The organism is Paenibacillus sp. MAHUQ-45 (assembly GCF_058133325.1).
This window is the reverse complement of record NZ_JBYUPV010000001.1, coordinates 566,540-593,018: the sequence shown is the minus strand read 5'-3', so window position 1 is coordinate 593,018 and position 26,479 is coordinate 566,540. Positions and strand designations below refer to the sequence as shown.

The following is a 26,479-nucleotide window of genomic DNA, read 5'->3' as shown; positions in this document are numbered from 1 at the left end:
CTCTCACCGGCTTTATCGCAGCCTGATCCTTGGGTCTAGCAGCAGACAGCTTACATCCACCACCAGATTCACCAGAACCACGACAACAGCCATTAATAATACGTACCCTTGAATAACGATATAATCCTTGGCAAAAATCGCCTCAACGGCATACCGGCCAATACCCGGCCAGGCGAATACGGTCTCCACAATCACCGATCCACCCAGCAATCCGCCAATCTGGACACCCAGCAGGGTAAGACTGGGCAGTAGAGCATTGCGCAGTGCATGTCTGCCAATCACGGACCATTCCTGCACACCTCTGCCCCTAGCCGCTTTAATATACAACTGATCCAGCGCTTCCAGCATGCTGGTGCGGATCAGCCGAATGTAGATGCCAGCCATTCCAAAGCCCAGTGCCAGCGAGGGTAGAACCAGACTGGAGCCTCCTTCCATTCCCAGCACCGGGAAAAGTCTCAGCTTAACCGCGCCATAGTATATTAGCAGCAGGCTAAGCCAGTAACCCGGCATGGATACGCTAAGCAGCGCGAAAACTCGACCCAACCGGTCGATCAAGCTGCTCGGATAGAGTGCCGAGAGAATCCCTAACGGCAGCGCCAGTAGTAAAGCGACGGCGAGACCGCATAAAGCCAACAGCGCGGTAGCCGGAAAGCGGCCCAGCAGCTCCGTCAGGACAGGTCGTCCACTGCTATAGGACGAGCCCAAATCCAGATGCAGCACACGGCTAAGCCAATGCCCATACTGTATGTATACCGGACCGTCGAGACCCAGTGTATGACGGGTAATCTCGATCGCTTCTTTCGTGGGCTTGATGCCGTCTGCCCGCAGCATAATCTCTGCGGGATCGCCCGGCGTCAAGTGCATCAGAGTAAAGGTAATGCAAGAGATGCCGAGCAGCACCGGAAGGATATGCAGAAGCCGCTGAAGCAGATAGCGTATCAATGTGCTCACATCCCATTTCGTTAATCGTAATGTTTACGATTATAACACAATCTTTTAAAATTAATAGTCTCAAATATAAATATTTTGTCGAAATATGAGTGACCATAATAAAGAGGCTCCCCCAGCCATTACCGGCATTCGGGGGAACCTCTCACTTCAGAGCTATTTAATTAAGGGCCTACCTCAAAATCAGTCCGTTGCTTTGTTGCTTCGTCAAGCAACAAAGCAACGGACTCCAGAGGCGCTATTGCCAATAGATCCAACCGTTCAGAAGGGTAAAGGACTCCAGTGACCTTATCAGTAAGGCAGCTGGTCAAAATCCACGGTTTGGATGAAAATAGCGTCATCTGAGTCCGCTTCATGCTCCAGAAGTAGCATTATGCGCAAATAGCGGCTATACGGTCCGTTAGCCCACTGCATGGAGCTTCACCCTCCTGTCCTTGCTGTTTTAAACAGACAGAAGGGTGGATTAACGACGTTGCTTGGATAACGTTGTTTTGATGACGTTGTGCTAGCCAGGTTGTTTTAGAGAAATTGCTTTGGCAGGCACAGATCATGACATTGAGCCATAGTTGGAGTAATAATTGATTCAGGACTCATAACAAACAGAGGAGCCCGTATCGATTACACTTCCGATATACTTAACTACCTCTACATGAACGGGATGCACCGAATAAGCATCTAAACCAGCCATTGAATCGTACTGAGTTACAAACATCAGATCATAAGAAGACTGCTCGTGACGAATATTTACGTACACTTTCACGTCGCGTAGAGTCTCGATCTGCCCCCTCATGCTGAGGAGAACCTCTCTTGTCTTCGCAATATTCTCGGGACTCCGGTCTTTCAGCTTAATCATCATGTTATTCGTAATCATCTATACTCCTCCTTCTACTTTTTCGGGTAATTCCAGCTTAATTTGGGTGGTGGCAGCTTCGCGTCCATTCACCAAGAGCGTAATTAGATGCTCGCCCGGATAATGACGGCGGGTCGTCAAGTCAGCCCAGCGGTGGGTGCGCGTACCAGCCAGCCTTGTCCCGCCAGGAACAGTCTTGTCGGACAGCAGGAACAGCTTGCGGGACGTCTTCCCGCTCGCTTTTACAAAGTCGATCCCGTATTCGATGCGAATACGTACAGGATCTCCTTCACGGACCCGCAGCTCGTAGTTCAGCTCGCTGCTGTCCCCAATCGCCAGCGCTTCTGGCGCAGCGGTCAGGGAAGCGCCAATCACAAGCGGCGCCGAATCCTCCGATTCGGCGTAGCCGAACAAGGCCATCACCCCGGGATCAGCCTTGCGGATCAGCGAGCGGCAAGCATGCCTCACGATCCAGTCCGTGTCGGGATGCTGACCCTTCCAGCGCTGAGCAATCTCCAGCACCAGCGCCGGGTGGTCCTTGGCGATGTCGTTCAGATTGTTAGCGACGCTTTTGCGCACATAAAGGGATGGATCAGCCTTCAGCTCCTCTAGCACTGGCAGCACAGGTGCCGGATCGCGCTTGAACATCGGAAGCGCCTGCCCCCATGGCAGACGTGGCCGACAGCCCTCGCTGGCGAGCCGCCGAACATGCTCGCTCTCATGCCTGGACCAGATCAGCATTTGCGCCATCATCCGCTCCGGCTCGCGCAGCAGAAATGGCCTTACGGCGAACTCTGCCGATGATTTTGACGTGAACCGCTCCAGCGCTGCCATGGACAACTCCCAATGCTCCGGGGCTTGTCCATACACTTCGATAAAATCGGGAAAGATCAGGTACGGGAACCCGACACACTCCTTGTCGATCTCATATAAAATCCGCAGTGCATCTTCGTAGCCCGAAGGTAGATGTTCTCCCAGCGACTGTGTAATACGCCTCATCCGTGCCTTCAGCTCCAATTCCACCCACGGCTCCGCCATCGCCGCAGCGATGAAGCTCTCCGTGTCAAACGACGAATAGGCGCGCTGCACTTTCTCGCCGAAGCTGCTTAGAAATTCCTTATTGTACATGGCTTTTAAAGGCTCGGCCATTCTTTTGCCCCCCACAGAATTTATAACTTGTCCGCACTCCGGCATGAACGTCTAGTCCATCCATTATGCCCATTGGAGACATTGTAGCATACGTAACTGGACAGCCTTATGTCAGGTTAATCACCGCACCACTATAGCAACGAACGGGATCACTTCTACTTCGCCAAGAGGATCTTTCAGGCATGACAAGCAGTGCCTCCATGCAACTCCTCTTACAAGTTCTGTGAGCCTATCCGATAAAATAGTTTCGACAACCCTATAAATAAAATGAACGATTGCATTCTATTATCTGTCTTATTGATGAGAACAACATAAAAAGGGGGTGCAGCAGAATGACTGACCGGGAAATTTTCGAACTCTATAAAGAACAAGTCTATTATTTTTGTTACTATTTGATGAAAAATCAGGCAGATGCTGAGGATGTATGCCAAGAAGTATTTGTCAAAGTGATCTTGGCGGATCGGTCAAAGGTGAGGGATCTAAAATCGTGGATCTTACGCATTGCTTCGAATGAGTGCAACAGCATTCTTAAAAGGCGCAAAACAGGATTCATGAAAGAGGTACGCAATTATTTGCTCTCCAGGTCTCAAGATTCCAACCCTGTAGAAGAGAGCTTATCTCAACGTGAAACTAAAGAAGAACTACAAGGCTTATATAGTAAACTCCCCGACAAAATCAGAATGGTAGTAGTCCTCCGTTATATTAATGAATTGACTGTACCTGAAATCTCTAAAGTTATGAACATCCCTGAGGGTACTGCCAAATCCAGACTAAACAAGGGGCTTAAACTGCTTAATGGTATGGCTAAACCTCAACTAAAGGAGATGAGTAATAATGAGTCAGTATATTCAAAAGGATAAGCATGTTCCTCAGCCGAATTATGATTCCATGTGGACAGCCATTGAAAAAGAAGCACACAAACGCCAAGTAAATCTGCAGCCGCCACAAAATACGCCTAGAAATCGTATGAAGCTTGTTCCCATCAGTATCGCATTCTCCTGTTTCTTGCTTGTCGGTATCCCTGTATTCGCGGGTGTGACGATAAATTGGAATAAAATTGGCGGCCTTGGTGTGACCACTGCATTGAATAACGGTATCGGCCAGCAGTATGATCTGAAAGCTTCCAGCTCAGGAGTTACCATGAATTTGAACGGTGTGGTGTCTGACGGAGAAAAAATGAAGATGCTCCTCTCTCTGGATACCAATACGGACCTAAGCCATTATATTGGATTTGCTACAGAGAAAAATACCATAACTAGTGAATCTGGTGCCAAAGCAAAGGTATGCGGTTATCTAGAATACGATTCTGATAGCCATAAACTCATTGGTATTTATGAAACACCTGATACATTAAAGGATGCTAAAAAGGATTACAAGTTTGAAGCACAGAATCTTATTTTTTACCGTAATCGAGATATTCCCTTAAAATCAAATCTGCAAGCTGGAGATACGATTGTTACCGGTGCTACCCAGTATCCCACCATTCATATCGTGTCCGTCCGACAAGCTGCAAATCAAACCATTATCCGTTATAGAGTCGCTGCATCACCATCTGATTCGGGACGGGGTAACCCCCATTTGGTAATTAGTATTGGTGGTCAAGAGAAAGACGCCATTCCAACCCTTATGCCTAGCGAAGGTCCAGACTTGTTGCTTGAACAGGTATTTGATATGACCGAACCGGACTGGAAGGATGCTGGTCTGCATTTAAGCTATATTGAAGAAGCTAGGCGGATTTCGGGTACTTGGGCGTTCGATTTTCAAGCCGACGGGAAAAAAGCAAGTGAATCTATTTACACTAAGGCACTGCATACCAGTCCTGAATTTCAAGAAAAAACAGGGGTAACTTTAGATCAGTTGGTGGTTACTCCGCTAGAGATCCAAATTCTTATAGATGAAGAGGAGTCGCTACCAAAAGGAATTGTCCACTATAAAACTGCGCAGTTAGTTATAGGTGATACTACAATCACCGGGGGGTGGAATTTGAGAGGCGACAATCCCGAGAGCTATCAGCATTTATTTCAATTTGAATCTCCAGAGTGGTATAAGAACTGGTCAGATGTTCCGATGAAACTTTTATTAAAAGATGCCGTGATTGAGAAACGTGATCCCTCTAAAAATTGGATTACCCTTAATAAACCTGCGAAGGAAAAGCAGTTCACCAAACTTGATGTAGACGGTTTTGAAATTCAATTCGCGTACTATACTGAAGGCGGAAAATTGATTGTCGAATCAAGTTCCAAGTCTCCTGGCTTCAAGGGCGTTAATCAAACTACGTTACGTATTAATGGCAAAGAAGTGGTGCCTGAAATTACACCTAAGGGAATGATATCTACAGGAACTAATATTGATAGCTACACAGATATCCCTTTTGACAGAAAAATTGAACTGAACCCTGGTATCTATAAATACAGCGATCCAAGCCGGGACGTAGAAATTAAACTCTAACACATGGAGCTCGTCTTTAATCATGTTTACCCGCCCCTTTAGCCAGTTCTGAGGGCGGGTTTTTCGATTGGATATTCGTTGAAAATACTATAGCTACGGGTAACCTATTCCAGAAAAACAGCCGGATACCTCAGCTCGCCCTTCACGGCAGCCAATCGGCCCTCTATGCACTCATGAACCATGAACACATCATCAGGTACTTCGAATTGCTTCAGTTCCAATCCATAAGGTCTGGCCGGCTTGAAGCCCAGTTTGGGGTAATAGCTCGGGTGTCCGATCAGCAGCACCAATCCGTAATCCAGTGCCTGGCATCTGCGGAGGCCTTCCCTAATCAGCGCCTGACCTACTCCTTGCCGCTGTGAATCGGGATGAACCGCCACCGGGGCCAGCACAATGACAGGATGCTCTATGTCCCTATCGATCACACTAGCTTTGCTGAACAGCACATGACCGATAACATTTGCACTCTCCCCCTCATCCTGAATCGCCACAATGGACAGCTCCGGGATACTACCCTCCGAGCTCCTGATCCGTTCCACCAGCCTGGCTTCGTCTTCCCTGTTCTCGAATGCAACAACATTCAAATCGTATACCTGGCGATAATCCTGTACAGTCTCCGTTTTAATCTGCATCATTCATACCCTCCCGTCAGTATCATTTAATTCATAATCTCTTCGATTGAATCCAGATTCTGCTTGGCCCTTTGGTTCAGCCGCCCCGGTGCATATCAGGCAAGCTGCCACAGTATTCCATGAACAACGCTTTCACGCGCTCCAGTTGATCGTTCATTTCACATTCCTCATCTCTTGCTGACATTTGGCTTCCAATATATCCTACCATATCACAAAAGTGGCGCTACTCATGCTATTATATTAGAACGAGCAACACCACACGGTTTAGCCGAATTACCATTTCAACGGAGGAAGAACGTTATGCCACACACTTTGGTTAAAAATATTGATTTTTTCGTAGCCGCCCTGTCCCAGACCTTTGTCTCCGCCTTACAGCTCGATCCTGACGGAATGTATGCCCGGGTAGGCTTTGGCCGGATTGACAAGTTCTCCGAAGGTTATGTCCGCCTTGTTGGGTTCGATGGTTCGATCTCACATTATGACCGGGAAACAACCAAGTTCCAGCGGGACAAAGGATAACAAAGGCCTAATATTTTCTTTTTTTAAAAAGAATACCTGTTAACAGCAAGGTGCGGTTCCCGTGCCTCTTTGCCGTACAATAAACAACGGGCACTTTCTACTATAGCAAGATACCCGTTGTTCTCGTTGTATACAAAGAAAGACCAGCCAGAAGCGTCTGGCTGATCTATTCATCCGAAATACGGCCTTTGCGGACCGTATCGGTTACTTGCATAAAATATTTTTAATTGATCGATTTATCGTACTGCAGATACACTACTTGCGTCTGCAAATATTCGTTCAAGCCGTGTTTGCCATCCGCTCCACCGATGCCGGATTTCCGCCAGCCCGCATGGAAGCCTTGCATCGCTTCAAAGTTCTCCCGGTTAATATAAGTTTCACCGTATTTGAGACGCTTGATCACTTTCATCGCAACGTTTAAATTTTGAGTATATAGAGATGAGGTCAATCCAAACTCACTGTCATTGGCAAGTGCAATGGCTTCATCTAAGTTAGCAAAAGAAATGATAGGAATGACCGGTCCGAAAATCTCCTCCTGCACGATTTCCATCTCATTCGTAGCATCGGTAATGACCGTTGGCTCAAAAAAGCTGCCGGTTCCCTCGACCTTTTTACCACCGAAAGCGATCTTGGCGCCTTCTTGTACTGCACGGTCAACCTTTTGCTGCACGGATTCCTGAGCCGCCTTGTTAATCAACGGCCCCATATGAATATCCTTATCTTTCAACGGATCACCATACTTCACCGCTCCCATTGCCTCAACCAGACGGGTGGTGAATTCATCCTTGATCTTCTCATGGACATAGACCCGCTCCGCACAGTTACAGACCTGCCCTGTATTAATCACCCGGGAATCCACAATCGCTTTGACGGCCAAGTCCAGATCGGCGTCATCCATAACAATAGCAGGGGCCTTGCCGCCAAGCTCAAGACTGACCTTGATAATATTTTCAGCTGCCGCCTCCATCACCTTTTGACCTGCCGGCACACTGCCGGTTAGACTGACCATGCCAACCTTAGGGTTGCTGGCCAATTCATTGCCAACCTCTCCGCCTTTACCAGTCACAAGGTTGAATACTCCTTTAGGGAGACCCACGTTGTCAACAATTTTGGCAAAAGCCACCGCATTGTTAGGAGATTCGGCGCTAGGCTTGACTACAATCGTATTTCCGGTGATCAACGCCGGAGCCATTTTTCTAGCGATCAGAAAGAACGGGAAGTTCCATGGCAGAATGCCTGTTGTCACCCCGATTGCTCGTTTAAATACAAAGATATTCTCATTATCACGATCACTCTGAACGATTTCCCCTTCATAGCGTCGTGCCCATTCTGCCATATAATCCATATAATCTGCTGTAAAGTTAACCTCTACTGTGGATAATTCCAAGGTCTTACCTACTTCTTCGGAGATCAGCCTAGCAAGAATATCAACCTCAGCCCGAATTCCGTCGGCAATGGCATGAAGGTACTTTCCTCTTTCAACCGCAGGTGTTTCTTCCCAGGCTGACTGGGCTGCTTCCGCTGCGTTAATAGCACGTAACACATCATTCCTTGTAGCTTTGGGAACCTGTGAAATCACTTCATCTGTTGATGGGTTGGTTACATTCATCCACTCTTTGCCTTCTGATTCTGTAAACTGGCCGTCGATATACATTAAATGCTTTTCCACTGCCTCTCCCCCTCAAGGTTGATTATCCATTTCTCCTCATTGATTGTAAACGCTGTCAACTTTTCTTGTCAACAACATTCAACAACATTCCACTGTTTTTAATTCATTTTGTGTTGTTTTTCATTGACTTTTTGAGTTAAGCTATACACATCAAGGTTGCCATTGGAGGGATCGGATTGAAAGTCAGTATATTCTCAACTTGTTTAGTTGACCTTATGACTCCGAATGTCGGAATAGCTATGGTTGAGGTTCTCGAAAGGCTGGGCTGTAACGTCGATTATCCTGCTTCTCAGGTGTGCTGCGGTCAGCCTACTTATAATAGCGGCTATCTGGAAGATTCAAAGCTTGCCATGAAGAATATGATACTTGCCTTCGAGAGCTCCGATTATGTCGTGGGTCCTTCCGGCTCCTGTATCGCTATGTTTCATGAATACCCTAAGGTTTTTAAAGGCGATCCAGAATGGGAATTGAAAGCGGTTGCTTTAAAAAATAAATCTTATGAACTTACCCAATTCATTGTTAAAGTGCTAGGCATTACCGATGTCGGTGCAACCCTTGAGGGAACCGCCACCTACCACCGTTCCTGTCATATGACAAGACTTCTGGGAGAAAAGGAAACCCCCTACCTGTTGCTTGAGCAGGTGCAGGGACTCCAATTGGAGCCGCTCAAGAATAGCGATAATTGCTGCGGCTTTGGCGGAACCTTTTCCGTGAAAATGCCTGAAATCTCCGAGCAGATGGTGGATGAAAAGTGCGGCTGTGTCCTGGACACGGGGGCGGACATTCTGATCAGTGCGGATATGGGATGTCTGCTCAATATCGGTGGCCGCCTGTCACGCAAGGGAGAACCCATTAAAATAATGCATATTGCAGAAGTGCTGAACCATCGCCATGCTACCGCTGCCAAAGGAGGAACATACACATGAGCCTGCAAACGGATAAACGGAATTTTAGCGAACGGACTACAGAAGGCCTCGGGGATCTCTTCATGAGAAGCGCGGTAAGTTCAGCCCAGGACAGCTTGAAGACCAGACGTCTGTCAGCGGCGACCGCTCTTGGGGATTGGGAACAGTGGCGCTCAATCGGCCAGCAAATCCGTCAGCATACGCTGAAGAACCTGGATTATTACTTAGAGCAGTTGGCGGATAACGTAGAGAACAAGGGCGGTCATGTCTATTTTGCCAAAACAAAAGAGGAAGCCAGCAATTATATTCGGGACATCGTCATACAAAAAAAAGCTAAAAAAATCGTCAAATCCAAATCCATGGTTACCGAGGAAATTGAAATGAACCGTGTCCTGATGGATGCCGGCTGTGAACTGATCGAGAGCGACCTTGGCGAATATATCCTGCAGATTGATGATTGGGACCCGCCTTCACATATTGTGGCACCTGCGCTGCATAAAGACCGTACACAAATACAAAGAGTGTTCGAAGAGAAGCTTGGGTACTCGGGAGATGAACGTCCAGAGAGCCTGGCCTCCTTTGCAAGAACGGTGCTGCGGCAAAAGTTTCTCGAAGCGGATGTCGGGATTACAGGCTGCAACTTTGCCATTGCCAATCTAGGTGCCATTAATCTGGTTACCAATGAAGGCAACGGTGATCTTACCGCCGCCATACCGAAAACGCATATTGCTGTGATGGGGATGGAACGCATTGTGCCTACGCTTGAAGAGATGGAAGTGCTGGATAACCTGCTCTGCCGAAGTGCTGTAGGGCAGAAATTGACCAGCTATATTACCGTGATGGGCCCCTCAGCGGCCGGGGAAAGTGATGGACCTGAAGAGTTTCATTTAGTTGTAGTGGACAACGGCCGCTCCGATATTCTTGGAAGCGAATTTAACGAAGCCCTGCAGTGCATCCGCTGCGGCGCCTGTCTTAATGTGTGCCCGGTCTACCGTCATATTGGCGGTCATGCCTACGGATCAATCTATCCAGGTCCGATTGGAGCTGTAATTACGCCGCTACTGGGCGGATATGATGACTATAAAGAGCTTCCTTTTGCCTCTAGCTTGTGTGCAGCTTGTACGGATGTTTGTCCGGTTAAAATCCCGCTGCACGAGCAGTTGATCTTGCATCGTCAAAAAATCGTGAGCGAAAAAAGAACGGGGAGCGTGGAAAGAATCCAGATGAAGGCGGCAAGCCGTCTCCTCTCTTCCCCGATTTTGTTTGGCAAAGCACTGAGGTTTGCGAATCCGGCAAGCCGCTTGCTCAGCAAGCATGGACGAATTGTCAGAGGACCGGGAATTATACACGGCTGGACCAATGTTCGTGATCTTAAACAGCCGGTCAAGCAGCAGGACAGCTTCCGGACCTGGCTTGATCAACGCAAAGGAGGGACTGACCAATGACGGTATCAGGCAAGGAAGCTTTTCTAAATACAATCGCCGCCAAGCTTGGGCGGGAACGTGTCTATGACGTACAGCGACCCGACTTGCGAGCGCAGTTCCCTAACAGCTATGGCAATCCATCCACCGACGAGTTGGTAGAGATCCTTAAAGAGCAGTGCTTCTTTATCCACACACAGTTGATTGAATCGAATCCAGAGCTTTTGCAGGCAACATTAGATGATCTGATCCATGCGAATGGTGGGGGAATTACAATCACTTCGGGGGATAGCCGATTTAGCGATTACGGGCTGACATTCCCTAATTCGTTCGTATGGAATGAAGCGGCGGGAAGAGAAAAGAATCTGCTGCAAGCGCAATCCGCCAATACGGCTATCGTCTTCGCTGATTACGCACTGGCCGAATCAGGCACAATTGTTGTAGAGAGTCGCCCGGATCAAGGCCGCTCCCTCCACTTTCTGCCTACCCACTACATTGCGATTATTGAAAAAAAGCGGCTTGTGCTTCGTTCCACTCAGGCAGCAGCAGATCTCAACCTGCGAATTGAAGCAGGCGAGCCTATCGGCTCAGCCATCAATTTCATCTCTGGACCTTCCAATTCAGCCGATATTGAGATGCAGCTCGTTGTCGGAGTACATGGTCCCTTGAGTGCATCTTATGTACTTATTTAGAGGCTGAAAAGCAAACTTAAAAGATGAATCCTCATGCGTGAAGATGCTACGGGTTCGAAGGATTCTTACGATCGCTGTTAAAGTCTGATTTCTGAATTGGAAAAGAATTAGCGGTTGAAATCTGGCTTTAAAGGAGACCACTGTGTTTCTTCAGCATCCCGTAGGCCCTCCGCTACCCACAGTGGCGCTACTCCCACACAAAAAGAAACGGGTACCATCCTCTTCAGGAAGATACCCGTTATTCTAATAATCCTCTTCCACTATATTTATGACTGGCTCCTACTGTAGGGCAAATGATTTGGGCACGCCATACGTATGTAGCCATTGCGTCACTTCTTGGTTCCTCTGGTCTTGATACTTGTCCGCTAACCCATGCCGACCATCTGGGTACAAAACAAGCTTCACAGTTTTACCTGCCTCTTCCAAATCATCTGCAAAATCTTGAACGGTTTGCCAAATGAGGCTCTCATCGGCAGTCCCTTGCAACAGAAGTACCGGGGCCTTAATGTCGGGAATTCGATCCAGTATCCAATAATCCCCTTTTGATTCAGGATTGGCATTAATCAGGCCAAATCTTACATATTCAGCCGTCTTTCTATTCTCCTCTACAATTTTAGGTGAAGTCGCATCTGGGTGATCATATAGCCAGCGTAAATTTACATCCCAGCCCACAAAAGGACTCACACCGACAACAGCTTTTACGTCCTGCCGCTCAGAAGCTAATCTTAAAGCCACGCCGCCACCCATCGATGCACCTAGCAGGTATACCGAATTCGGTTTTACGCTTCCGGTGGACATTGCCACTTTAATTGCATTCTCTGTATCCCGTGTATTCTCCGCAATGCCTTGCACATGGCCATCGCTCTCCAAATATCCACGATAGAGGGGATACAAGTACACCACTTCGTCACTCATATATTTAAAGCCGAACGTAAAGCCAAAATCGTAATGAGAAAGTTCCTTCCGTTCAAGAGCGTATCCCCCATGAAGATGAACAACCAGTGGATACTTTCCGGTAGCCTTGGGAATCGTCAGGTAGGCTAGAACTTTGATATCATCACTTTTATAAAATACCTTGTATATATCAATATTCGGATTTTGACCAGGCACTTCTATTAGTTCTTTAGAGATGATCTCTATATCGCTATCTGGTGGATCAGTTGCTTGACAGCCGGATAACGTGACTGTATTCAATATAATTATAACTAGAATCAAAAAAAATGCTCTGTTTCCCCGATAACGATAATATTCCAATTCCTCACACCCTCCTAAATAATCCTAGTACCGATCCCGATCCCATCCTTTACCAACTCGTTGAATTTCGAGAAATTTACTCTTCAGATTGAGCATCTAAAAATGAACTCGGTTCATCCACAATATAAATAACATATTATCAAAATAAAACCAATTATAGAAATCAACTCTTCAATGCTGCCGCGTTATATATTAAACTGTTGACTCATTGGCAGTTAGCATACTGTCTGTGATTGTTAGATTGCTAGCTAGGCACTTCGTATTTACAAATATGTATAAAAAGTTCACGCACAGACGATACAACAATCTGCGCTACTCCCTACATAATAAGAAACGGGTATCTTCCACTTCAGGAAGGTACCCGTTGTTATTGCAACCATCGTTCTACAACCCTTATTCCAGCACCAATTCTCCAAAGCTCGCACTTAGATGAAAATTGGGCGTCACAGAATCCACCTTGTTCCAAGAGCCATAATGAGGAAGCTCTGTCTCATCCCCGCACTTGTAGAAGTTTCCGCGCAGAATTTGCCCCGAACTGGCCGTAAAATCCGGGAACAATTCCGTCAGCCAATCGAAGGGAATAGAGAATTCCAGCTCCCAACCGCCCCCTTCAGGATGTGAATCTTCTTTTGCATAAGAGGTTTGAATCTCAAAAAGCGCCGGCGATGCATCCTCCAAATACTTCCGATCCCGCCCCTCACCAAGCTGAAGCAGCAGTGTCCCTGCCGCGTTCAGTTCAAAATTCAGATACCGGGCATCGCTGCCGGGCAGCGGCTGCACGAAAAACTCAACACAACTATCCGTATATACCGGATCATTCGGCTGATGGTAGCGAACCAACGGCTGACCCTCATCCACCTGAAACTGTACATGCAAACGCTCGGAGGTGTAATATGCTCTAACTTCTACCTTAGGTGCATAGCCGTTGTCCAGCCAAAGGTATTGATCTACTTGGAGTGCGGGAACTTCAGACCAGTTCGTTCGTGTTGCGCTTGCGTTAATCTGATAAGAACGATCGCTTGCCATGTAAGAATCTCCTCTTTTCACATGTGATATGGAGCTTTAAAACTCTCATTTCCGGGTTTCATTTATTGTTATGTATGCAGCAAACTGTTCAGCCCTGGCAATATTGAATTCTACTTTCCCATTACCTTGCTGATATGTTTATATAGAACACATTAATAATTATCGAAAGTGCAATTAGCGGCATTTTTGTACCTTAATTATTCTGCAGTTACAGGTTAGTAGCAATTAACGGCAATATTGCACCTTAAATCTTCGATAATAGGCATTTCAGCGTATTTTTTCGAAAATAAGATACAAAAATGCCCTTAATTGAACTATTTACCCATATTCGAGCAAAATAAGGTACGAAAATGCTCTTAGTTGGGGAGTGAATCTATTTTTTATCATTTATAAGACGAGGACTTTTATTAAATTATAGGGAACGAAAAATTCACCTTCTAGAGCGTTATTTTCAATAGAATTCATCAGAATAACTCTATCAGTATAATACCATATTTTACTTGTTCCTCTCAGCTCAATAAATTGTGATGCTAAACGAATTTCCCATTAACTTTTCCAAAAACAAAAAACCAGCAAGCCCCCTCAAGGAGACTTGCTGGTTTATATGAATTCTCCCGCCACGCGCTCATAGGAACACTGGTGGCTTGCGGATGTAAGTCTTAACCTTCTAGCACTTTGTTCAGGAACGCCAGGCTCAATCCGGTCGTATCCGGAAGCACTACATCGGCTCCAGCCGCTTCAAGGCTTTCACGTTCGCCGATACCGACAGCCTTCATGCCAGCAGCTTTAATGGCTTCAACGCCTGCTGTAGCATCTTCGACGCCGATACAAAACTCAGGATTAGCACCAACCTTCTCTGCCCCAGCCAGGAACAGATCCGGTGCAGGCTTACCGTGTTGTACGGAATCTGGTGGTACCACGTACTGGAAGAAGCTATCCAGTTCCAGGGAACGAAGGATTTGCGGCGCGTTTTTGCTCGCAGAGGCGATAACAGCCGGAATGCCTTGTTCTTTCAGCTCTTTCAGCAGCTCAGCAATGCCAGGATAAGTATCCGCCGGCGTAAGATCTACCAGCAAGGAGACGTAATGTTCGTTCTTTTGATGAGCCAGCTCAGCCTTTTGTTCAGGCGTAAAGTCGTTTTCTTTACCGCCCAGACGCAGAATCCGCTCCAGGGATTCGCCGCGGCTGATGCCCTTAAGAGTCTCGTTGAATTCGCGCTCGAATGGGATTCCGATGGACTCCCCAAGCTTTTTCCAAGCTACGTAATGGTATTCTGCCGTGTCAGTAATGACACCATCTAGGTCAAAAATAACAGCTTCCAGTTTCATTATTCTCCATCTCCCAGCTCTATGTTCTTGTCTCTTTATATAGGTTATAGGTTAGTTTGCGGATAGTTCCAGTTCAATATATTTCTCACTGCTAGTTACCGTCTTACCGTTCCAATCTAGGGTTACTTTCCAACCCGCTTCATTATGGATGACCGCCTTCAGCGTACCATCAGTTTGTGTCAGCGTAAGATCGAATTCTGCATCAGCAACTACCAAACGCTCTAGCGAGCAAGCTTTGCCGTTCCAAGCAGTAGGCAGTTGTGGTTTGATTCTCAATTCTTGATTAGCAGCAAAAGGCTCTGCGCCGAAGAAATGACGTATAAACGGTACCGCGATCGCATAAATCGTCCAAGCCTGCACTACACAACCGTAATCCGGTGACATCTCGGAAAAAGAACCCGGCATTACGCGTGAGAAACTCCGTTTCATCCGGTTCAACAGATCAAGCGCTGCGTCCGGATTGCCGTTCGCAACTTCCGCTACAGCGTGCACACCTGTTGAAATCGTCATCGTTCCTTGCTTATACATACCAGACAAGTACGTACCGTATTCTCCGATGAAGGTATCATTCCGCATGTTGTCCAGCGCCCGGCGAGCTTTATCAGGCTCAGCGATGCCAGCTTCCATTGGGGTCACTATAACCCAGTTCTTGTTCAGCAACCAACCGCGGTCAGCAGATGCATCCTCACCGGAAGCAGCCAGGAGTCCGTCTACGTATTCACGGTAGTCGTTAATCCCTTGTCCTTCTGCCAAGGAGACCATGTAGTCTACTTTTGGCGCAACATCAGAGGCTGGAGCGACTGCATCGGCATATAAGCCCTCTTCTTCCTGCCAGAAGTACTTGTTCACGGCATCTGCACAACGCTGAGCCAGCTCACTGTATCTTTGCTGTGCTTCACGATCCTGCAAATATCCGCTCATCTCGGTCATAGCCTTCAGTGCTTGTGCTGTGTACACTGCGCTATCGATCAGTTCCATATTCAATCCGGCAATTTCAATAATGCCATAACCAGAAGGGAACAGATCGCCATCCGGGTCCATTTCACCCAGTAGCCAGTCGATGCCTTTAACACAATATTCGTAGTGGCGGCGCAGCAGTTCTTCGTCCCCGGTCCAACGGAACAGATCCCATACGAAAGCAATGTAATGAGCTGTTTCTTGTGTATTCCCCTTGTTCGATACGGCTCCAAGCGTCGTCACTTCATGAATGAAACGACCGTTACCGTTAACTTCTTCCGACTTTTGCAGCAACAGATTCAGTGTGTCCTTGGCCAGCTGTGGATCACCAATCGCCAGTACCCCTTGCAAGGAATACGTATTGTCACAGCCGAACCACCATGGATACGTCGGTCCACCCGCTGTCAGCGCACGTCCGATACCATCCACCTTTTGGATCAGCCATTGGTTGTTCCATTTTGCCCAGGTAAAGGCTTCGTTCCACTCGGTTTCGCCTTCAATTGTCAGCTTCGCCCGATCCGCAATCGCGCTATATACCTCACGCTTCTCAGCCAGCAAACCTGCATATTGAGCCGATAGATGACGATAAGTCTCCTCAACCTCTTCACGGGAAGTGTGGGACCCAGCGACGAACAAATTGAAACGGCGCTTCTCGCCAGGAGCCAGTCTAAGCTCGGTACGGAACGCGATACCGCATCCTGCTCCAGCTGTAAACTCAGGTCCATACAGATCTGGACGAGTCTCTACTTGATCACCAGGAAGATCGGTACCTACCAGTGTGTACCACTCATGGCTGGAGTCCTTCACGAGCACTTCGCGCGGGTTCAGCACTGTTGCTTCATCTGCAGTACCATCATGAATACCAACTTCATCGGAGTACCACACCGGACGCAGATCGGTACGGAACAGAAGCTCCACCTGCAGCTGCAATTCCTCATCACCATAGTGTTTAATTTCATAAGCAGCCGTCATCCCTTTTACATGCTCAGGAGCAAACTGTGTACGCTCCATGGATACCGGGATGTAGCTCAGGCCATGATCATATTCAAACCGGCTGCCCCAAGGCTCGCTAGTAAAGCCGTCCGCACGGGACCAGACGGAAATATTCCGCTTCTTGTCGGTGAGCTTCAGCCAGAAACCATCCAGCAGCTTGATCGGATGCAGCCAGACGCCGCCCATCTCATTGGCAACATGGTGACCGAAATCAGGAAAATAGCCGTCCTGCGTACCGCAGATTTTGACGTATTCCCCACCGTTATAATATAGATTGAATGGATGCTTGCTAGTAGTGCTAGCCATTAAGGTAACTCATCTCCTTATCTGTAGGTCATACGATAACACTTTAGCCCCATTAGCCCTTCACGGCTGAGGAGATGGAAATGCCCTCGATGAAATATTTCTGTGCGATAAAGAACAGGATCAAAGCCGGCAGCATAATGAGAATCGTCGCAGCCATCAACATGTTCCATTCTACGTTGTACAAGCCCTTGAACATGGAAAGTCCCAGTGCGAGTGTATATTTCTCATTAGAGTTCAAATAAATCAGCGGACCTTGGAAGTCATTCCATACGCCCATAAAGGTGAAGATGGATACGGCAACCAGCGGAGCTTTGGACAACGGCATCATAATCCGGGTGAAAATCTGCCAGCGGTTGGCCCCATCCACATAAGCCGATTCATCGAGTTCACGCGGAATCCCACGCATAAACTGACGTACGAGGAAGATATTAAACGCATTCTGACCGAAGAAAGCCGGAAGGATCAGCGGCAGGAACGAGTTCGTTAGTCCCACTTGCTTAAACAGCAGGAATGTTGGAATCAGGGTAACTTGGCTCGGCAGCATCATTGTTGCGAGCAGGATCAGGAATAGTGTTCTTTTGCCGCGGAAGTTAAAGCGGGCGAAACCGTAGGCGCTGATCGCCGACGTGAATACCGTACCGATCATGACAGGAATGAGGATGATAAGCGTATTGCCCAGGAATTTAAAAAACGGAATCGCCGTCACGGCATCCGCATAGTTGGACCATTTCCATGAACTCGGCCAAAAAGCAGTACCGAACACTTCAGCCGGTGTCTTCAGCGATGTCGAAATCGTCCACAATAGCGGAATCAGCACGATGGCAGCACCACAGAGCAACAGTAAGAACGCAATCAGCTTGGACAGATTGAATCTAGGTTGTATTTTTTGCATCTTCGCTTCTCCTTCCTTAGTCATTTTGATCATCGCCCTGGTAGTGAACCCAGAAGGACGAGCTGCGGATGACCATTAGCGTGAATATCAGGATGATCAGGAACAGAATCCAGGAGAGCGCGGACGCATAACCCATGTCAAATTCCATAAATGCTTTATTGTACAAGTAAAGATTGTAGAACAGGGTCGAGTTCAGTGGTCCGCCATTTGTCATAACGAACGCTTGAGTGAAGTATTGGAATCCACCGATAATCCCCATAATCAGGTTGAAAAATACTGTCGGCGTAATCATTGGCAATGTAATACTGAAGAATTTGCGGAACGGACCCGCACCATCCAGGTCACCCGCCTCGTACAAGTCCTCAGGAACCCCTTGCAGACCCGACAGATAGATGATAATCGTGTTACCCACGCCCCATAGACCCATTACGATCAGAGCGCCCAGCGCATAGCTTGGGTCTTGCAACCAGGCCGGTCCTTGAATACCAAACAAGGCCAATCCCTGATTCAGAATTCCGTATTCCGGGTTGAAGATCATCACCCACATCATAGATGTGGCGACAGCAGGAATAATAGAAGGCATAAAGAAAATGAGTCGGAAAAACTTCATTCCGCGTGAACGCATATTCAATAGCACCGCAATCAGAATCGATGCTACCTGGAAGAGAGGCACAGAGACAAGTGCAAAGATGAAGGTTACTTTTAAAGACTGGTAGAACAATTCATCATGGAAAATGGCTTTGAAATTATCCAGTCCCACAAATTGAATCGACTCAACACCGGTGATTACATCCCATTTGCTGAAGGAGAGGATCAGCGAAAAGATCATCGGGCCAAGTGTGAAAATAACCAGTCCCAGCAGCCACGGTAGGATAAACCAATAACCCGCGCGCTCCGATTTGGTATTATTCATGACGGCCTCCTTGATGGAAAGCAGGTGAAGCACCTAGTTCAGTGCTTCACCCGCAAACTTATTTATTTGATTTTAGAATCAGCGTTTTTAGCTGCTTCGTCGAGTGCTGCTTTTACGTCCAACTTGCCAAGCAAGATTTTCTCAAGGGCTTGGGTGAATGCTTCTTTGAAAATCGGGCCATTGGAAGAACGCATTGTTACCGGTTTGCGTGCAAAGCTCATCATTTCGATAACTGGTTTGTCTTTCTCTTCTGTAGCTTTTACTTGATCCAGCTCAGCTACAGTTGCAGGAAGTACCAATCCGTTCTTGGAGCGCAGTTTCTGTGCATCCTGGCCGGACAACCATTTCATCAGTTCGAAAGCTTCAGCTTTATGCTTAGTCTTGGAGTTCATTGCCCAGCCTGCAGCTGCGATAATGCCGGCACGTTCGCCGTCAGCACCCTTAGGGATCAGCGCGGAACCATATTCTACATTGGATTTGTCCAGATCGGACTTGATCCAGCGACCGGTAACCATCATGGCCAACTTATCGGTCATGAACATGGAGGAGTCACCGCCCATAGTTTGTGTATCTTGTGGTGTTGGGGATACTCTTCCATCACCTTGGGACAGTGCTACGTATTTCTCCATCGCTTGAATGGTCTTCTCACTGTTCATGAAACCTTCAGCTTTGGTACCTTCTTCATTAGCAATATCAGTGCCATTGGTCCACAGGTAGGTGTAGATCGGATACTCCCAAGTACCTGCGTTGAAACCAAATTGTGTGTATTTGCCGTTCTCTTGCTTGGTCAGCTTCTTCGCTGTAGCGAACATATCATCCCAAGTCCAGTCTTCGCTCGGGTAAGGAACACCCGCTTCGTCAAAGATACGTTTGTTGTACCACAATGCTAGCGGATTGAAATCCTTCGGCAGATAGTACAGCTTATCGTTGATGCGCTCCATGTCGATAAGATCTTTCTGATACATGGCAAGGTCAAACGAAGAATCCTTGGCAATATAATCGTCAAGCGGCTCTACTACACCTTTATCTACGTAGGAGTAGAAATCGCCTTCCCCAATCAGGAATACATCCGCTGCGGTACCACTTGCTAGAGAGGTTGTCAGCTTGGTTGCATAACCGTCACCTGGAACTGGCTCGAATTTCACTTCAATATCAGGGTGCGCGGCGTTGAATTCATCCGCCAGTTGCTGCTCCGAAGAACCGCTGTTTACGTCACCCCAAGTTGTAAAGGTAAGCTGTACCTTCTTGCCCCCGGTATTGCCGGAGCTTGCGTTATTATCTGTGTTCGTGTTACCTGCGGAACAAGCCGAGAGAAGCATAACGCCTGCAAGAACGCCGGCAACCTTCATGGATACTGTCTTTTTCATATAGAAAGACCTCCCCTTATAATGTCGATGTGTTAGCAAATGTAGCACTTTCATGTACTTCTTGCTGCTTACCGTGAACGATCAGTTGAATCGACCCACCTGTAACATTGGTAATGGAAATCTCTTGCGGGGTAATGTTAACTTCAAGGCGTTTACCCTGCCAGTAGAGCGGGAAGGACAGGCGATCCCAATGCTCAGGCAGTTTTGGTGCCAAATGAAGCTCTCCATCCAGCATTCTCACGCCGGCGAAGCCCATAACCGCACATTCCCAAATTCCGCCAAGTGAAGCCGAGTGGATACCCGCATCGGAGGAATGAACCTTCGGTCCGAGGTCAATCTCGGTCGCTCTGTGGAAGAGACGGTAAGCAAGTTCCTTGTCGCCAAAGTCGCTGGCCAGAATCGAGTGCGTGGACAGTGACAGCGAGGAATCATGCAATGTTTTTTCCTCGTAGTATTCGTAGTTAGCACGTTTTACTTCTGGTGAGAATTTATTCTCTAGTAGGAAGAACAACATCATGATGTCTGCTTGTTTCGAAATCTGCATGTTACCAACCTGATCCAGGTTGTAGTCATTGAATATACTGCCCACTTTTTCCTGATCCTTGTACGGTGTCAGGTCAATAATTTCCTTTTGCAGGTACGTATCGTCCTGCGGAATAATCAGATTCTCGTTCGGTTGCGGGAGATAGATCAGATTCAGCTTGCTTTCCCACACTTTATGAGCTTCTTTCAGGTTCAACAATGCATCATAACGGGCGAACAGTTCCGGATTCTTACCTTCAAGCTCCTTGTAATAATCCATTGCCAGTTCGATGTTGAAGTGAGCCATGTAGTTGGTGAAAGCGTTGTTGTCGACATGCTCTTTATATTCATCTGGTCCGACAACTTCGTTAATTTCGTAGCGTCCGAGCTCTTCATTCCACTCCAGGCGGCTTGCCCAGAAAACAGCTGTATCGAAGATAATTTCATAGCCGTATTTCTCCATGAAATCGGTATCTCCAGTAGAGCGGAAGTAATGCCATACTGCATAAGCTATATCGGATGTAATGTGCTGTTCAATGAATCCGGACCAAATCTTGGTCTGCTCACCTGTAACAATATCAACTGCACCCCAAACCGGCGTTACTTCGCCGTCAGACGGCCAAGCTGCTTCCCATGGATACATCGCTCCGGCAAAACCATTTTCCTTCGCCTTGTTACGAGCGCCTTCCAATCCCAGATAGCGGTATTCCAGCAAGGAACGGGCAATTTCTGGGTTGCTGTAGATGTAGAATGGCAGGATGAAGATTTCTGTATCCCAGAAGGAGTGGCCTTTATAGCCTTCGCCGCTCAAACCTTTAGCTCCAATACCCATTCTGTTATCGTGAGCTGGTGTCATTACTACCAAGTGATAGAGTGCGAAGCGTACACCGAGCAAGTCAAATGGATTGCTGGACTCAATCGTAATTCCGTATTTCTCCCATACCTTAGCCCAAGCAGCAACATGGTTGCTGAACAAGGCGTCGTATCCGGACTCTTGCGCTGTTTTCAATGCTGCAAGTGCTACTTCCCGCGCAGTTGGCAGGCTGTAGTTGTCACCGAATTCCTTGTCGCGGCTAGTGTATACAGTTGCAACCTTGTCGAAGGTAAGCGTTTGACTTTCTTGCAGGTCTAGCTTGTAGGCTACTGCTACCTTGCGGCGGTCAATCTCCATTGCAGGTGCAACTTCAACAGTCTGGCCGTCTACCTTCAATTGGTGAGAAGCCCCGATAACAAAATCAACCTTCGACTCTGTTGTCGTCTGGATCAGCTCCAGATAAGTCTTGTCATAGATACGCTTTTCGCCTTCATGGAAATGCTGGCTACCGCTGTTGCTGACTTGAGCATCAATACCGGAGCTAACGGACAGATTTACCGAGCCACGAAGCACTTTCACTTCCATCTTCAGCCCGATAATGTGCAGGTTATCCAGTGATACGAAACGGCGGAAAGTAAATTCCAGCTCTTTACCGTTATTGCTCCAGATGAAGGTACGAACCAATTCAGCATCACGCAGATTCAGGCTGCGGCTGTAATTCTTAACTTCACCTTGCTCCAAGTTAAAGCGTTTGCCATCAATACGAATGTCCAGTTTGGTTAGATCCGCTGCATTTGGCAGCTCGCTAACTTCAAGGTCATCGAAGCGGTTGAATGTACCATTCACGAACAGATTGCGTGTTTCACCAACATAAGACTCCTCCGCTGCGGAACGAAGTCCCATGTAGCCGTTACCAAGAGACATTACAGCCTCACATTTGGCTAGTGCCAAGCTTGAGAATTGGTCTTCCGATACAACCCACCCCGGGGCTCCATCTGGTAGTGTCTTGTTGTAATTTAGCATGGGTTAGATTTTCCTTTCTTTCTCCTATATTCTCTCTCTAATTTTGGAAACTTTGTAAGCGATATCGAAATCGTTTTCGATTCCTAGAAAAAAAGATCGAAAACGATTTTGAAAGACCCACTAAGATGCCCTGGTATAACGATTTGTGTAAGGGATTTCGAAAACGTTTTCGACCTAATTATAAAGTCATGATCGTCTCTCTGTCAACTATTTTGAAGGGAAGAATCTTATGATACCCAGGGGTATTATTTTCCAGCATCTTCACCACCTGCTCCAGTGCGGAGTATCCGATCCCGGCAAAATCCTGGCTAATCGTGGACAGCTTAGGCGTAGTATAACTAGATAACACAATATCATCGAACCCCAAAATTGAGATATTGCCTGGAATCTGCAGCCCCAGTTCGCGGCAGCGGTTCATAAAACCAATCGCCATAAGATCACTGGCCACAAACACAGCTGTTAGACGAGGGTTCTCCGAAATATAAGATTCTGCAAGGGCATAAGCCTGTTCTTCGCTAAAATCTGCTTCTACTACACGCGTAGGAATATACTCGATTCCCGCTTCCTCCAGCGCTTCTCTATACCCCTGCTCCCGCTTAATACTAACCGTAGCATATTTATGCCCATTAATCATCCCGATCTCCCGATGTCCCTTGCCAATCAGGTAACTCACCGCTTGCCGCGCAGCCTTGAGATTATCCGTGATTACAGAGCCAGCATGCGGGCCAACCGTATCCGCGTCAATAACGACGCAAGGGATATCACTGCCTACCAGATCCTCGAAATAAGGGTCGGTCGTCCGCAGACCCGAGATTACCACACCTGCAATCTTATGGTCCTTGCAGAATTGCCAGTACGACTTATCCTGCTGCTCAGACAGACTGCGGGTATAGATCACAACCTCATACCGGAACTCGGTAGCCGCCGAATAGACGCCACTCATGATCTGGAACATGACGCCGTCCTTCCCGTTGGCCTGCTCAAAGTTCGAAATGATCAGCGCAATCGTCTTTGTGACCTTATGCTTCAAATTCTTGGCCAGCATATTGGGCGAATAGTTCAGCTCCTGCGCAGCCTGCAAAATCTTCTTCCGCGTAGCTTCGCTGACATCGCTATACCCATTAAGCGTCTTAGAGACCGCAGAAATACTCACGCCTGCATGTTTTGCCACATCTTTAATCGATACCATAATCGGCCCTACCATCCTTCTTGATATTTCAACTATGACTGAATGTAAACCCCATTATAACACATAGGGCGTGGCGAGGAATTTAAGGAAGTCACAAAAAGGTGGGAATTAGAACCATAGCACTAACCGAAAAAGCGCTACTTTTCCTTGCTCAGCGTGCCTTTCAGAAGTTTTGACCAAAGTTATAAACTACATTCAATTACTTTATTTCCAGTTCAATTCAGGGTAAAATTGCTCAATTTTATACCACTTCATTCAGGGTTATGAGTTTCGTTCGAACTAAATTTGTGTGATGAAACATCACCTGTTTTTAGAGCTTCTCTCACATGATTGCTTCCTCCGTCTATCTATCATGTGCCTCTTTAGGTTCATTGCGCAGCAGATTTCTCGCAGGGATCCCTATGGCTGATGCATTGTCAGGCACATCCTTAACCACTACCGACATCGCTCCGATATTCGCATCATTCCCAATCCAGATAGGACCAAGTATTTTCGCTCCCACTCCGATCAAGACTCTGTCCCCAATGACTGGCTCACCTAAACCGTTCCTTCCACCAATGGTCACTTGATGAAAGATGGTAGCATAGCTACCGATAACCGCTTTGTGACTAATAATAATCCCATTCAGACCATGCGGTAAATGAAGATAGTCCCCGATCTTGGCCTGTGCATGTAATTCTCCATTAGAGATAATCCTGACGAAAATCAAGTCCATCCCCTTATAGAGTACCCACAGCGGTTTCTTGACAATTCTACTCTTAACCTGATAGTGAACCCAGTTACCAAAGCGATAAGTAAATAAGACCATCAGCGTTTGTGGATTTCTACGATTCGCTTTCAAATCTGTTCTAAATGACTTGATCACCTGGGCTCCCTCCATCTACCAAGAAATTTATGCTATGCACCTTTAAAAAGTGAACGGAGCTGCTTTTTCCCTTTTCTATAACCAAGATAAGCCTCATGATTACGACTAACCTTTGCTTCCATACTGAGGAATCCGGCCGTCCATCTGAGCATAAGATACCTGAAGTAATTTGCCTTATTTCTCGTTTTTAGCAAATGGAAGTGATTAATGATTTTGGTGTACGAGACCTGCTCGACTTTATCTCTCTTGAGGTTGGAGATCCGTGGTGTATTAATTTCAGAGCCGGATTCACATACATCGGACCGTGTTTACCAGCCAAAGCAGATATATATAAATCTTCACCTAGACTGTACCCTTGGAGCCAGTTTACGGCTTCGATCTCAGACAGGTACTTTTTGCGGTAGCACATATTGCAGCCATGCAAAAACTCTGTCTCAAAAACATTCTTCTGGACATTCCACAAATTCATAGCTGAAGCAAATCCGCTTAACGAGTATTTCCCCGGAGACAACAAGCTGCGACCACTGAGAATCATCATGAATCTACCTTTGACAGAGCAGGAAAAGCCTTGGTCAGCGCCGCTAATTCCAACAGCTTCCGGGTAAGAAAGCAGCGTTTCCTTAAGAACATCAAAATAGTCAGGTGAAAGCTCAACATCATCATCTATGAAAAGAATGGTGTCGTAGCTGCTAATCTCAATGGACTTAACTCTAGACTTGATCAAACCAGCTTCAGTGGGGTCTTTCTTATAGTATCGAAGATACATATTCCCCTTGTTAATGAGGCTACCGGCGTGGTCGAGCCACTCTCTATCGGTATCACCATCATCAACAATAATGACCTCAATGCTGTCACCCTCAATGTTCGCTTGTCTTGAGATCGACTCCACACATTTCAACAGGTCGTCATGCCGGTTCCTGGTGCATATCGCCACAGACAGTTTGATAGAGTCGCCCATAGTCACCACAGCCTTTTTTCCATAATAATACACGTATAATGGTAGACTTTATGTCGAAAATTGTATGGATTTAAAATTTTTCTAAAATAAAAACTCTCTTTTAAACTTTGTGAATATATGCTACCCTTCAAGCAAAATTGTAAAATGGATTATACAATACATATCTTTGTGGGGTGCCGCCTAGCTATGAAAATTATCGACACTTATTATGCTATATTTTGTAGAATCCGTGGAATTACTTTCTATAACATTTGATAAACATGGCTTGATTGAGCCGGAGGTTGATATTGTTTTTTAGGTTTGTGTAACGGCGCTGGGTGGGCAAAAAAATAAATGAACGCAGTGTTGTGCTATTAGGAGTTGAAAAGATTCTTGAACTAGGTTGGGATGCTCCTGAAGACCTTGCTGCATTGCTGTATCACGAGCTCGGACATATTGGGCAACAGAACGGGAGGGTCGCCATCGCTCAAAACCAAACCGAGTATTCGATTCTTCAATTGTGTCAAGAAGGGGTGGCAATGTATTTTGAGCAGTTGTTATGTGATAATATGAATTTCTACCATCAAGATAAGAATGGGTGGTTAGACTGGTGTGTTTCGAATACTGATTTCATCAAAAAAGAATACCTTCATAGAATCAATACAAACCAGAGTACCCAGGAATTTTTCGGGGATTGGAACAATTTCCATGATTATTCCGACGTAGGATATTACCTTGGCTGTGAATTTGTAAAACATTTAGTTGGCAAATATTCAATCAATAAAGTTACAATGCTGAAAGCAGGGGAATTACTTAAGGAGTTTGAGCTTTATGCTGCGCATTAAATTCATCACCATCCT

At 46.8% G+C, this 26,479-nt stretch carries 24 protein-coding genes; 7 read left to right on the top strand and 17 right to left on the bottom strand.

Features of this window, described 5'->3' with window-relative positions:
* Positions 1-12 precede the first annotated feature (12 nt).
* The 4 genes from nikB to AC3Y23_RS02630 all read right to left on the bottom strand — a co-directional run bounded on the left by nikB (position 13) and on the right by AC3Y23_RS02630 (position 2,947).
* Complete coding sequence (nikB, locus tag AC3Y23_RS02645; RefSeq protein ID WP_379195310.1) at positions 13-951, bottom strand: nickel ABC transporter permease; 939 nt, start codon at positions 949-951, stop codon at positions 13-15.
* A 288-nt stretch (positions 952-1,239) separates the two neighbouring features.
* On the bottom strand, positions 1,240-1,362 hold the full coding sequence (locus AC3Y23_RS02640; RefSeq protein ID WP_379195308.1) for a hypothetical protein: 123 nt from the start codon (positions 1,360-1,362) through the stop codon (positions 1,240-1,242).
* Between the two features lie 169 nt (positions 1,363-1,531).
* Positions 1,532-1,819: a Dabb family protein gene (locus tag AC3Y23_RS02635; protein WP_379195306.1), complete on the bottom strand. Its 288-nt coding sequence runs from the start codon at positions 1,817-1,819 to the stop codon at positions 1,532-1,534.
* Positions 1,820-2,947 (bottom strand): DNA alkylation repair protein, encoded by a 1,128-nt coding sequence (locus AC3Y23_RS02630; protein WP_379195304.1) that lies wholly within the window; start codon positions 2,945-2,947, stop codon positions 1,820-1,822. It lies immediately after the preceding gene.
* A 332-nt stretch (positions 2,948-3,279) separates the two neighbouring features.
* Here AC3Y23_RS02630 and AC3Y23_RS02625 point away from each other — a divergent pair, with 332 nt between their 5' ends.
* The gene (locus tag AC3Y23_RS02625; protein ID WP_379195302.1) at positions 3,280-3,807 is read left to right on the top strand and encodes an RNA polymerase sigma factor; all 528 of its coding nucleotides are present in this window, start codon (positions 3,280-3,282) and stop codon (positions 3,805-3,807) included.
* Complete coding sequence (locus tag AC3Y23_RS02620; RefSeq protein ID WP_379195300.1) at positions 3,782-5,395, top strand: DUF4179 domain-containing protein; 1,614 nt, start codon at positions 3,782-3,784, stop codon at positions 5,393-5,395. The genes AC3Y23_RS02625 and AC3Y23_RS02620 overlap by 26 nt, the downstream gene beginning before the upstream one ends.
* A 104-nt stretch (positions 5,396-5,499) precedes the next feature.
* Here the strand turns inward: AC3Y23_RS02620 and AC3Y23_RS02615 are convergent, their stop codons facing one another.
* Entirely contained in the window at positions 5,500-6,030 is a 531-nt protein-coding gene (locus tag AC3Y23_RS02615) for a GNAT family N-acetyltransferase (protein WP_379195298.1), read from the bottom strand.
* A gap of 297 nt (positions 6,031-6,327) precedes the next feature.
* Between AC3Y23_RS02615 and AC3Y23_RS02610 the strand changes: the two genes are divergently transcribed.
* Positions 6,328-6,546 carry a hypothetical protein gene (locus tag AC3Y23_RS02610; protein ID WP_175372965.1) on the top strand — a complete coding sequence of 73 codons (219 nt, stop codon included), beginning with the start codon at positions 6,328-6,330 and terminating at the stop codon, positions 6,544-6,546.
* Between the two features lie 223 nt (positions 6,547-6,769).
* On the opposite strand, the gene aldA is transcribed toward AC3Y23_RS02610, so the two are convergent.
* Positions 6,770-8,215 (bottom strand): aldehyde dehydrogenase, encoded by a 1,446-nt coding sequence (gene aldA / locus AC3Y23_RS02605; RefSeq protein WP_379195295.1) that lies wholly within the window; start codon positions 8,213-8,215, stop codon positions 6,770-6,772.
* A 176-nt stretch (positions 8,216-8,391) separates the two neighbouring features.
* On the opposite strand from aldA, the gene AC3Y23_RS02600 reads away from it, so the two are divergent.
* Genes AC3Y23_RS02600 through AC3Y23_RS02590 form a run of 3 tightly spaced genes read left to right on the top strand, consistent with a single transcriptional unit; the run spans position 8,392 to position 11,233 of the window.
* On the top strand, positions 8,392-9,141 hold the full coding sequence (locus AC3Y23_RS02600; RefSeq protein WP_379195293.1) for a (Fe-S)-binding protein: 750 nt from the start codon (positions 8,392-8,394) through the stop codon (positions 9,139-9,141).
* Entirely contained in the window at positions 9,138-10,565 is a 1,428-nt protein-coding gene (locus AC3Y23_RS02595; protein ID WP_379195290.1) for a LutB/LldF family L-lactate oxidation iron-sulfur protein, read from the top strand. Before AC3Y23_RS02600 ends, AC3Y23_RS02595 begins: the two co-directional genes overlap by 4 nt.
* A complete protein-coding gene (locus AC3Y23_RS02590; protein WP_379195287.1) occupies positions 10,562-11,233 on the top strand; it encodes a LutC/YkgG family protein in 672 nt (223 codons plus the stop codon). The genes AC3Y23_RS02595 and AC3Y23_RS02590 overlap by 4 nt, the downstream gene beginning before the upstream one ends.
* 279 nt (positions 11,234-11,512) lie before the next feature.
* Here the strand turns inward: AC3Y23_RS02590 and AC3Y23_RS02585 are convergent, their stop codons facing one another.
* The 11 genes from AC3Y23_RS02585 to AC3Y23_RS02535 all read right to left on the bottom strand — a co-directional run bounded on the left by AC3Y23_RS02585 (position 11,513) and on the right by AC3Y23_RS02535 (position 25,640).
* Positions 11,513-12,487 (bottom strand): alpha/beta hydrolase family protein, encoded by a 975-nt coding sequence (locus AC3Y23_RS02585; RefSeq protein ID WP_379195285.1) that lies wholly within the window; start codon positions 12,485-12,487, stop codon positions 11,513-11,515.
* 393 nt (positions 12,488-12,880) lie between these two features.
* Positions 12,881-13,513, bottom strand: coding sequence for a carbohydrate-binding family 9-like protein (locus tag AC3Y23_RS02580; RefSeq protein ID WP_379195283.1), 633 nt, complete (start codon positions 13,511-13,513; stop codon positions 12,881-12,883).
* A gap of 659 nt (positions 13,514-14,172) precedes the next feature.
* Entirely contained in the window at positions 14,173-14,841 is a 669-nt protein-coding gene (gene pgmB, locus AC3Y23_RS02575; protein ID WP_379195281.1) for a beta-phosphoglucomutase, read from the bottom strand.
* A gap of 51 nt (positions 14,842-14,892) precedes the next feature.
* On the bottom strand, positions 14,893-17,097 hold the full coding sequence (locus tag AC3Y23_RS02570) for an alpha-L-rhamnosidase-related protein (protein ID WP_379195279.1): 2,205 nt from the start codon (positions 17,095-17,097) through the stop codon (positions 14,893-14,895).
* 52 nt (positions 17,098-17,149) lie between these two features.
* Positions 17,150-17,989 carry a carbohydrate ABC transporter permease gene (locus tag AC3Y23_RS02565; RefSeq protein WP_379195277.1) on the bottom strand — a complete coding sequence of 280 codons (840 nt, stop codon included), beginning with the start codon at positions 17,987-17,989 and terminating at the stop codon, positions 17,150-17,152.
* Between the two features lie 16 nt (positions 17,990-18,005).
* Positions 18,006-18,902, bottom strand: coding sequence for a carbohydrate ABC transporter permease (locus AC3Y23_RS02560; protein ID WP_379195275.1), 897 nt, complete (start codon positions 18,900-18,902; stop codon positions 18,006-18,008).
* A 62-nt stretch (positions 18,903-18,964) separates the two neighbouring features.
* The gene (locus AC3Y23_RS02555; protein WP_379195273.1) at positions 18,965-20,269 is read right to left on the bottom strand and encodes an ABC transporter substrate-binding protein; all 1,305 of its coding nucleotides are present in this window, start codon (positions 20,267-20,269) and stop codon (positions 18,965-18,967) included.
* A gap of 16 nt (positions 20,270-20,285) precedes the next feature.
* Positions 20,286-22,628 carry a glycoside hydrolase family 65 protein gene (locus AC3Y23_RS02550; RefSeq protein ID WP_379195271.1) on the bottom strand — a complete coding sequence of 781 codons (2,343 nt, stop codon included), beginning with the start codon at positions 22,626-22,628 and terminating at the stop codon, positions 20,286-20,288.
* Between the two features lie 178 nt (positions 22,629-22,806).
* Positions 22,807-23,799 (bottom strand): LacI family DNA-binding transcriptional regulator, encoded by a 993-nt coding sequence (locus AC3Y23_RS02545; protein ID WP_379195269.1) that lies wholly within the window; start codon positions 23,797-23,799, stop codon positions 22,807-22,809.
* A 361-nt stretch (positions 23,800-24,160) separates the two neighbouring features.
* Positions 24,161-24,682: a serine O-acetyltransferase gene (locus AC3Y23_RS02540; RefSeq protein ID WP_379195267.1), complete on the bottom strand. Its 522-nt coding sequence runs from the start codon at positions 24,680-24,682 to the stop codon at positions 24,161-24,163.
* A gap of 187 nt (positions 24,683-24,869) precedes the next feature.
* Positions 24,870-25,640 carry a glycosyltransferase family A protein gene (locus AC3Y23_RS02535; protein WP_379195265.1) on the bottom strand — a complete coding sequence of 257 codons (771 nt, stop codon included), beginning with the start codon at positions 25,638-25,640 and terminating at the stop codon, positions 24,870-24,872.
* Between the two features lie 317 nt (positions 25,641-25,957).
* Between AC3Y23_RS02535 and AC3Y23_RS02530 the strand changes: the two genes are divergently transcribed.
* Complete coding sequence (locus AC3Y23_RS02530) at positions 25,958-26,464, top strand: hypothetical protein (protein ID WP_379195263.1); 507 nt, start codon at positions 25,958-25,960, stop codon at positions 26,462-26,464.
* Positions 26,465-26,479 lie beyond the last annotated feature (15 nt).

Bases quoted from the DNA above. Each gene is read 5' to 3' on its own strand.
- AC3Y23_RS02640 (WP_379195308.1), bottom strand. From the start codon at position 1,362: ATGCAGTGGGCTAACGGACCGTATAGCCGCTATTTGCGCATAATGCTA.
- AC3Y23_RS02635 (WP_379195306.1), bottom strand. From the start codon at position 1,819: ATGATTACGAATAACATGATGATTAAGCTGAAAGACCGGAGTCCCGAG.
- AC3Y23_RS02630 (WP_379195304.1), bottom strand. From the start codon at position 2,947: ATGGCCGAGCCTTTAAAAGCCATGTACAATAAGGAATTTCTAAGCAGC.
- AC3Y23_RS02625 (WP_379195302.1), top strand. From the start codon at position 3,280: ATGACTGACCGGGAAATTTTCGAACTCTATAAAGAACAAGTCTATTAT.
- AC3Y23_RS02620 (WP_379195300.1), top strand. From the start codon at position 3,782: ATGAGTCAGTATATTCAAAAGGATAAGCATGTTCCTCAGCCGAATTAT.
- AC3Y23_RS02615 (WP_379195298.1), bottom strand. From the start codon at position 6,030: ATGATGCAGATTAAAACGGAGACTGTACAGGATTATCGCCAGGTATAC.
- AC3Y23_RS02610 (WP_175372965.1), top strand. From the start codon at position 6,328: ATGCCACACACTTTGGTTAAAAATATTGATTTTTTCGTAGCCGCCCTG.
- AC3Y23_RS02595 (WP_379195290.1), top strand. From the start codon at position 9,138: ATGAGCCTGCAAACGGATAAACGGAATTTTAGCGAACGGACTACAGAA.
- AC3Y23_RS02590 (WP_379195287.1), top strand. From the start codon at position 10,562: ATGACGGTATCAGGCAAGGAAGCTTTTCTAAATACAATCGCCGCCAAG.
- AC3Y23_RS02580 (WP_379195283.1), bottom strand. From the start codon at position 13,513: ATGGCAAGCGATCGTTCTTATCAGATTAACGCAAGCGCAACACGAACG.
- pgmB (WP_379195281.1), bottom strand. From the start codon at position 14,841: ATGAAACTGGAAGCTGTTATTTTTGACCTAGATGGTGTCATTACTGAC.
- AC3Y23_RS02570 (WP_379195279.1), bottom strand. From the start codon at position 17,097: ATGGCTAGCACTACTAGCAAGCATCCATTCAATCTATATTATAACGGT.
- AC3Y23_RS02565 (WP_379195277.1), bottom strand. From the start codon at position 17,989: ATGCAAAAAATACAACCTAGATTCAATCTGTCCAAGCTGATTGCGTTC.
- AC3Y23_RS02560 (WP_379195275.1), bottom strand. From the start codon at position 18,902: ATGAATAATACCAAATCGGAGCGCGCGGGTTATTGGTTTATCCTACCG.
- AC3Y23_RS02555 (WP_379195273.1), bottom strand. From the start codon at position 20,269: ATGAAAAAGACAGTATCCATGAAGGTTGCCGGCGTTCTTGCAGGCGTT.
- AC3Y23_RS02550 (WP_379195271.1), bottom strand. From the start codon at position 22,628: ATGCTAAATTACAACAAGACACTACCAGATGGAGCCCCGGGGTGGGTT.
- AC3Y23_RS02535 (WP_379195265.1), bottom strand. From the start codon at position 25,640: ATGGGCGACTCTATCAAACTGTCTGTGGCGATATGCACCAGGAACCGG.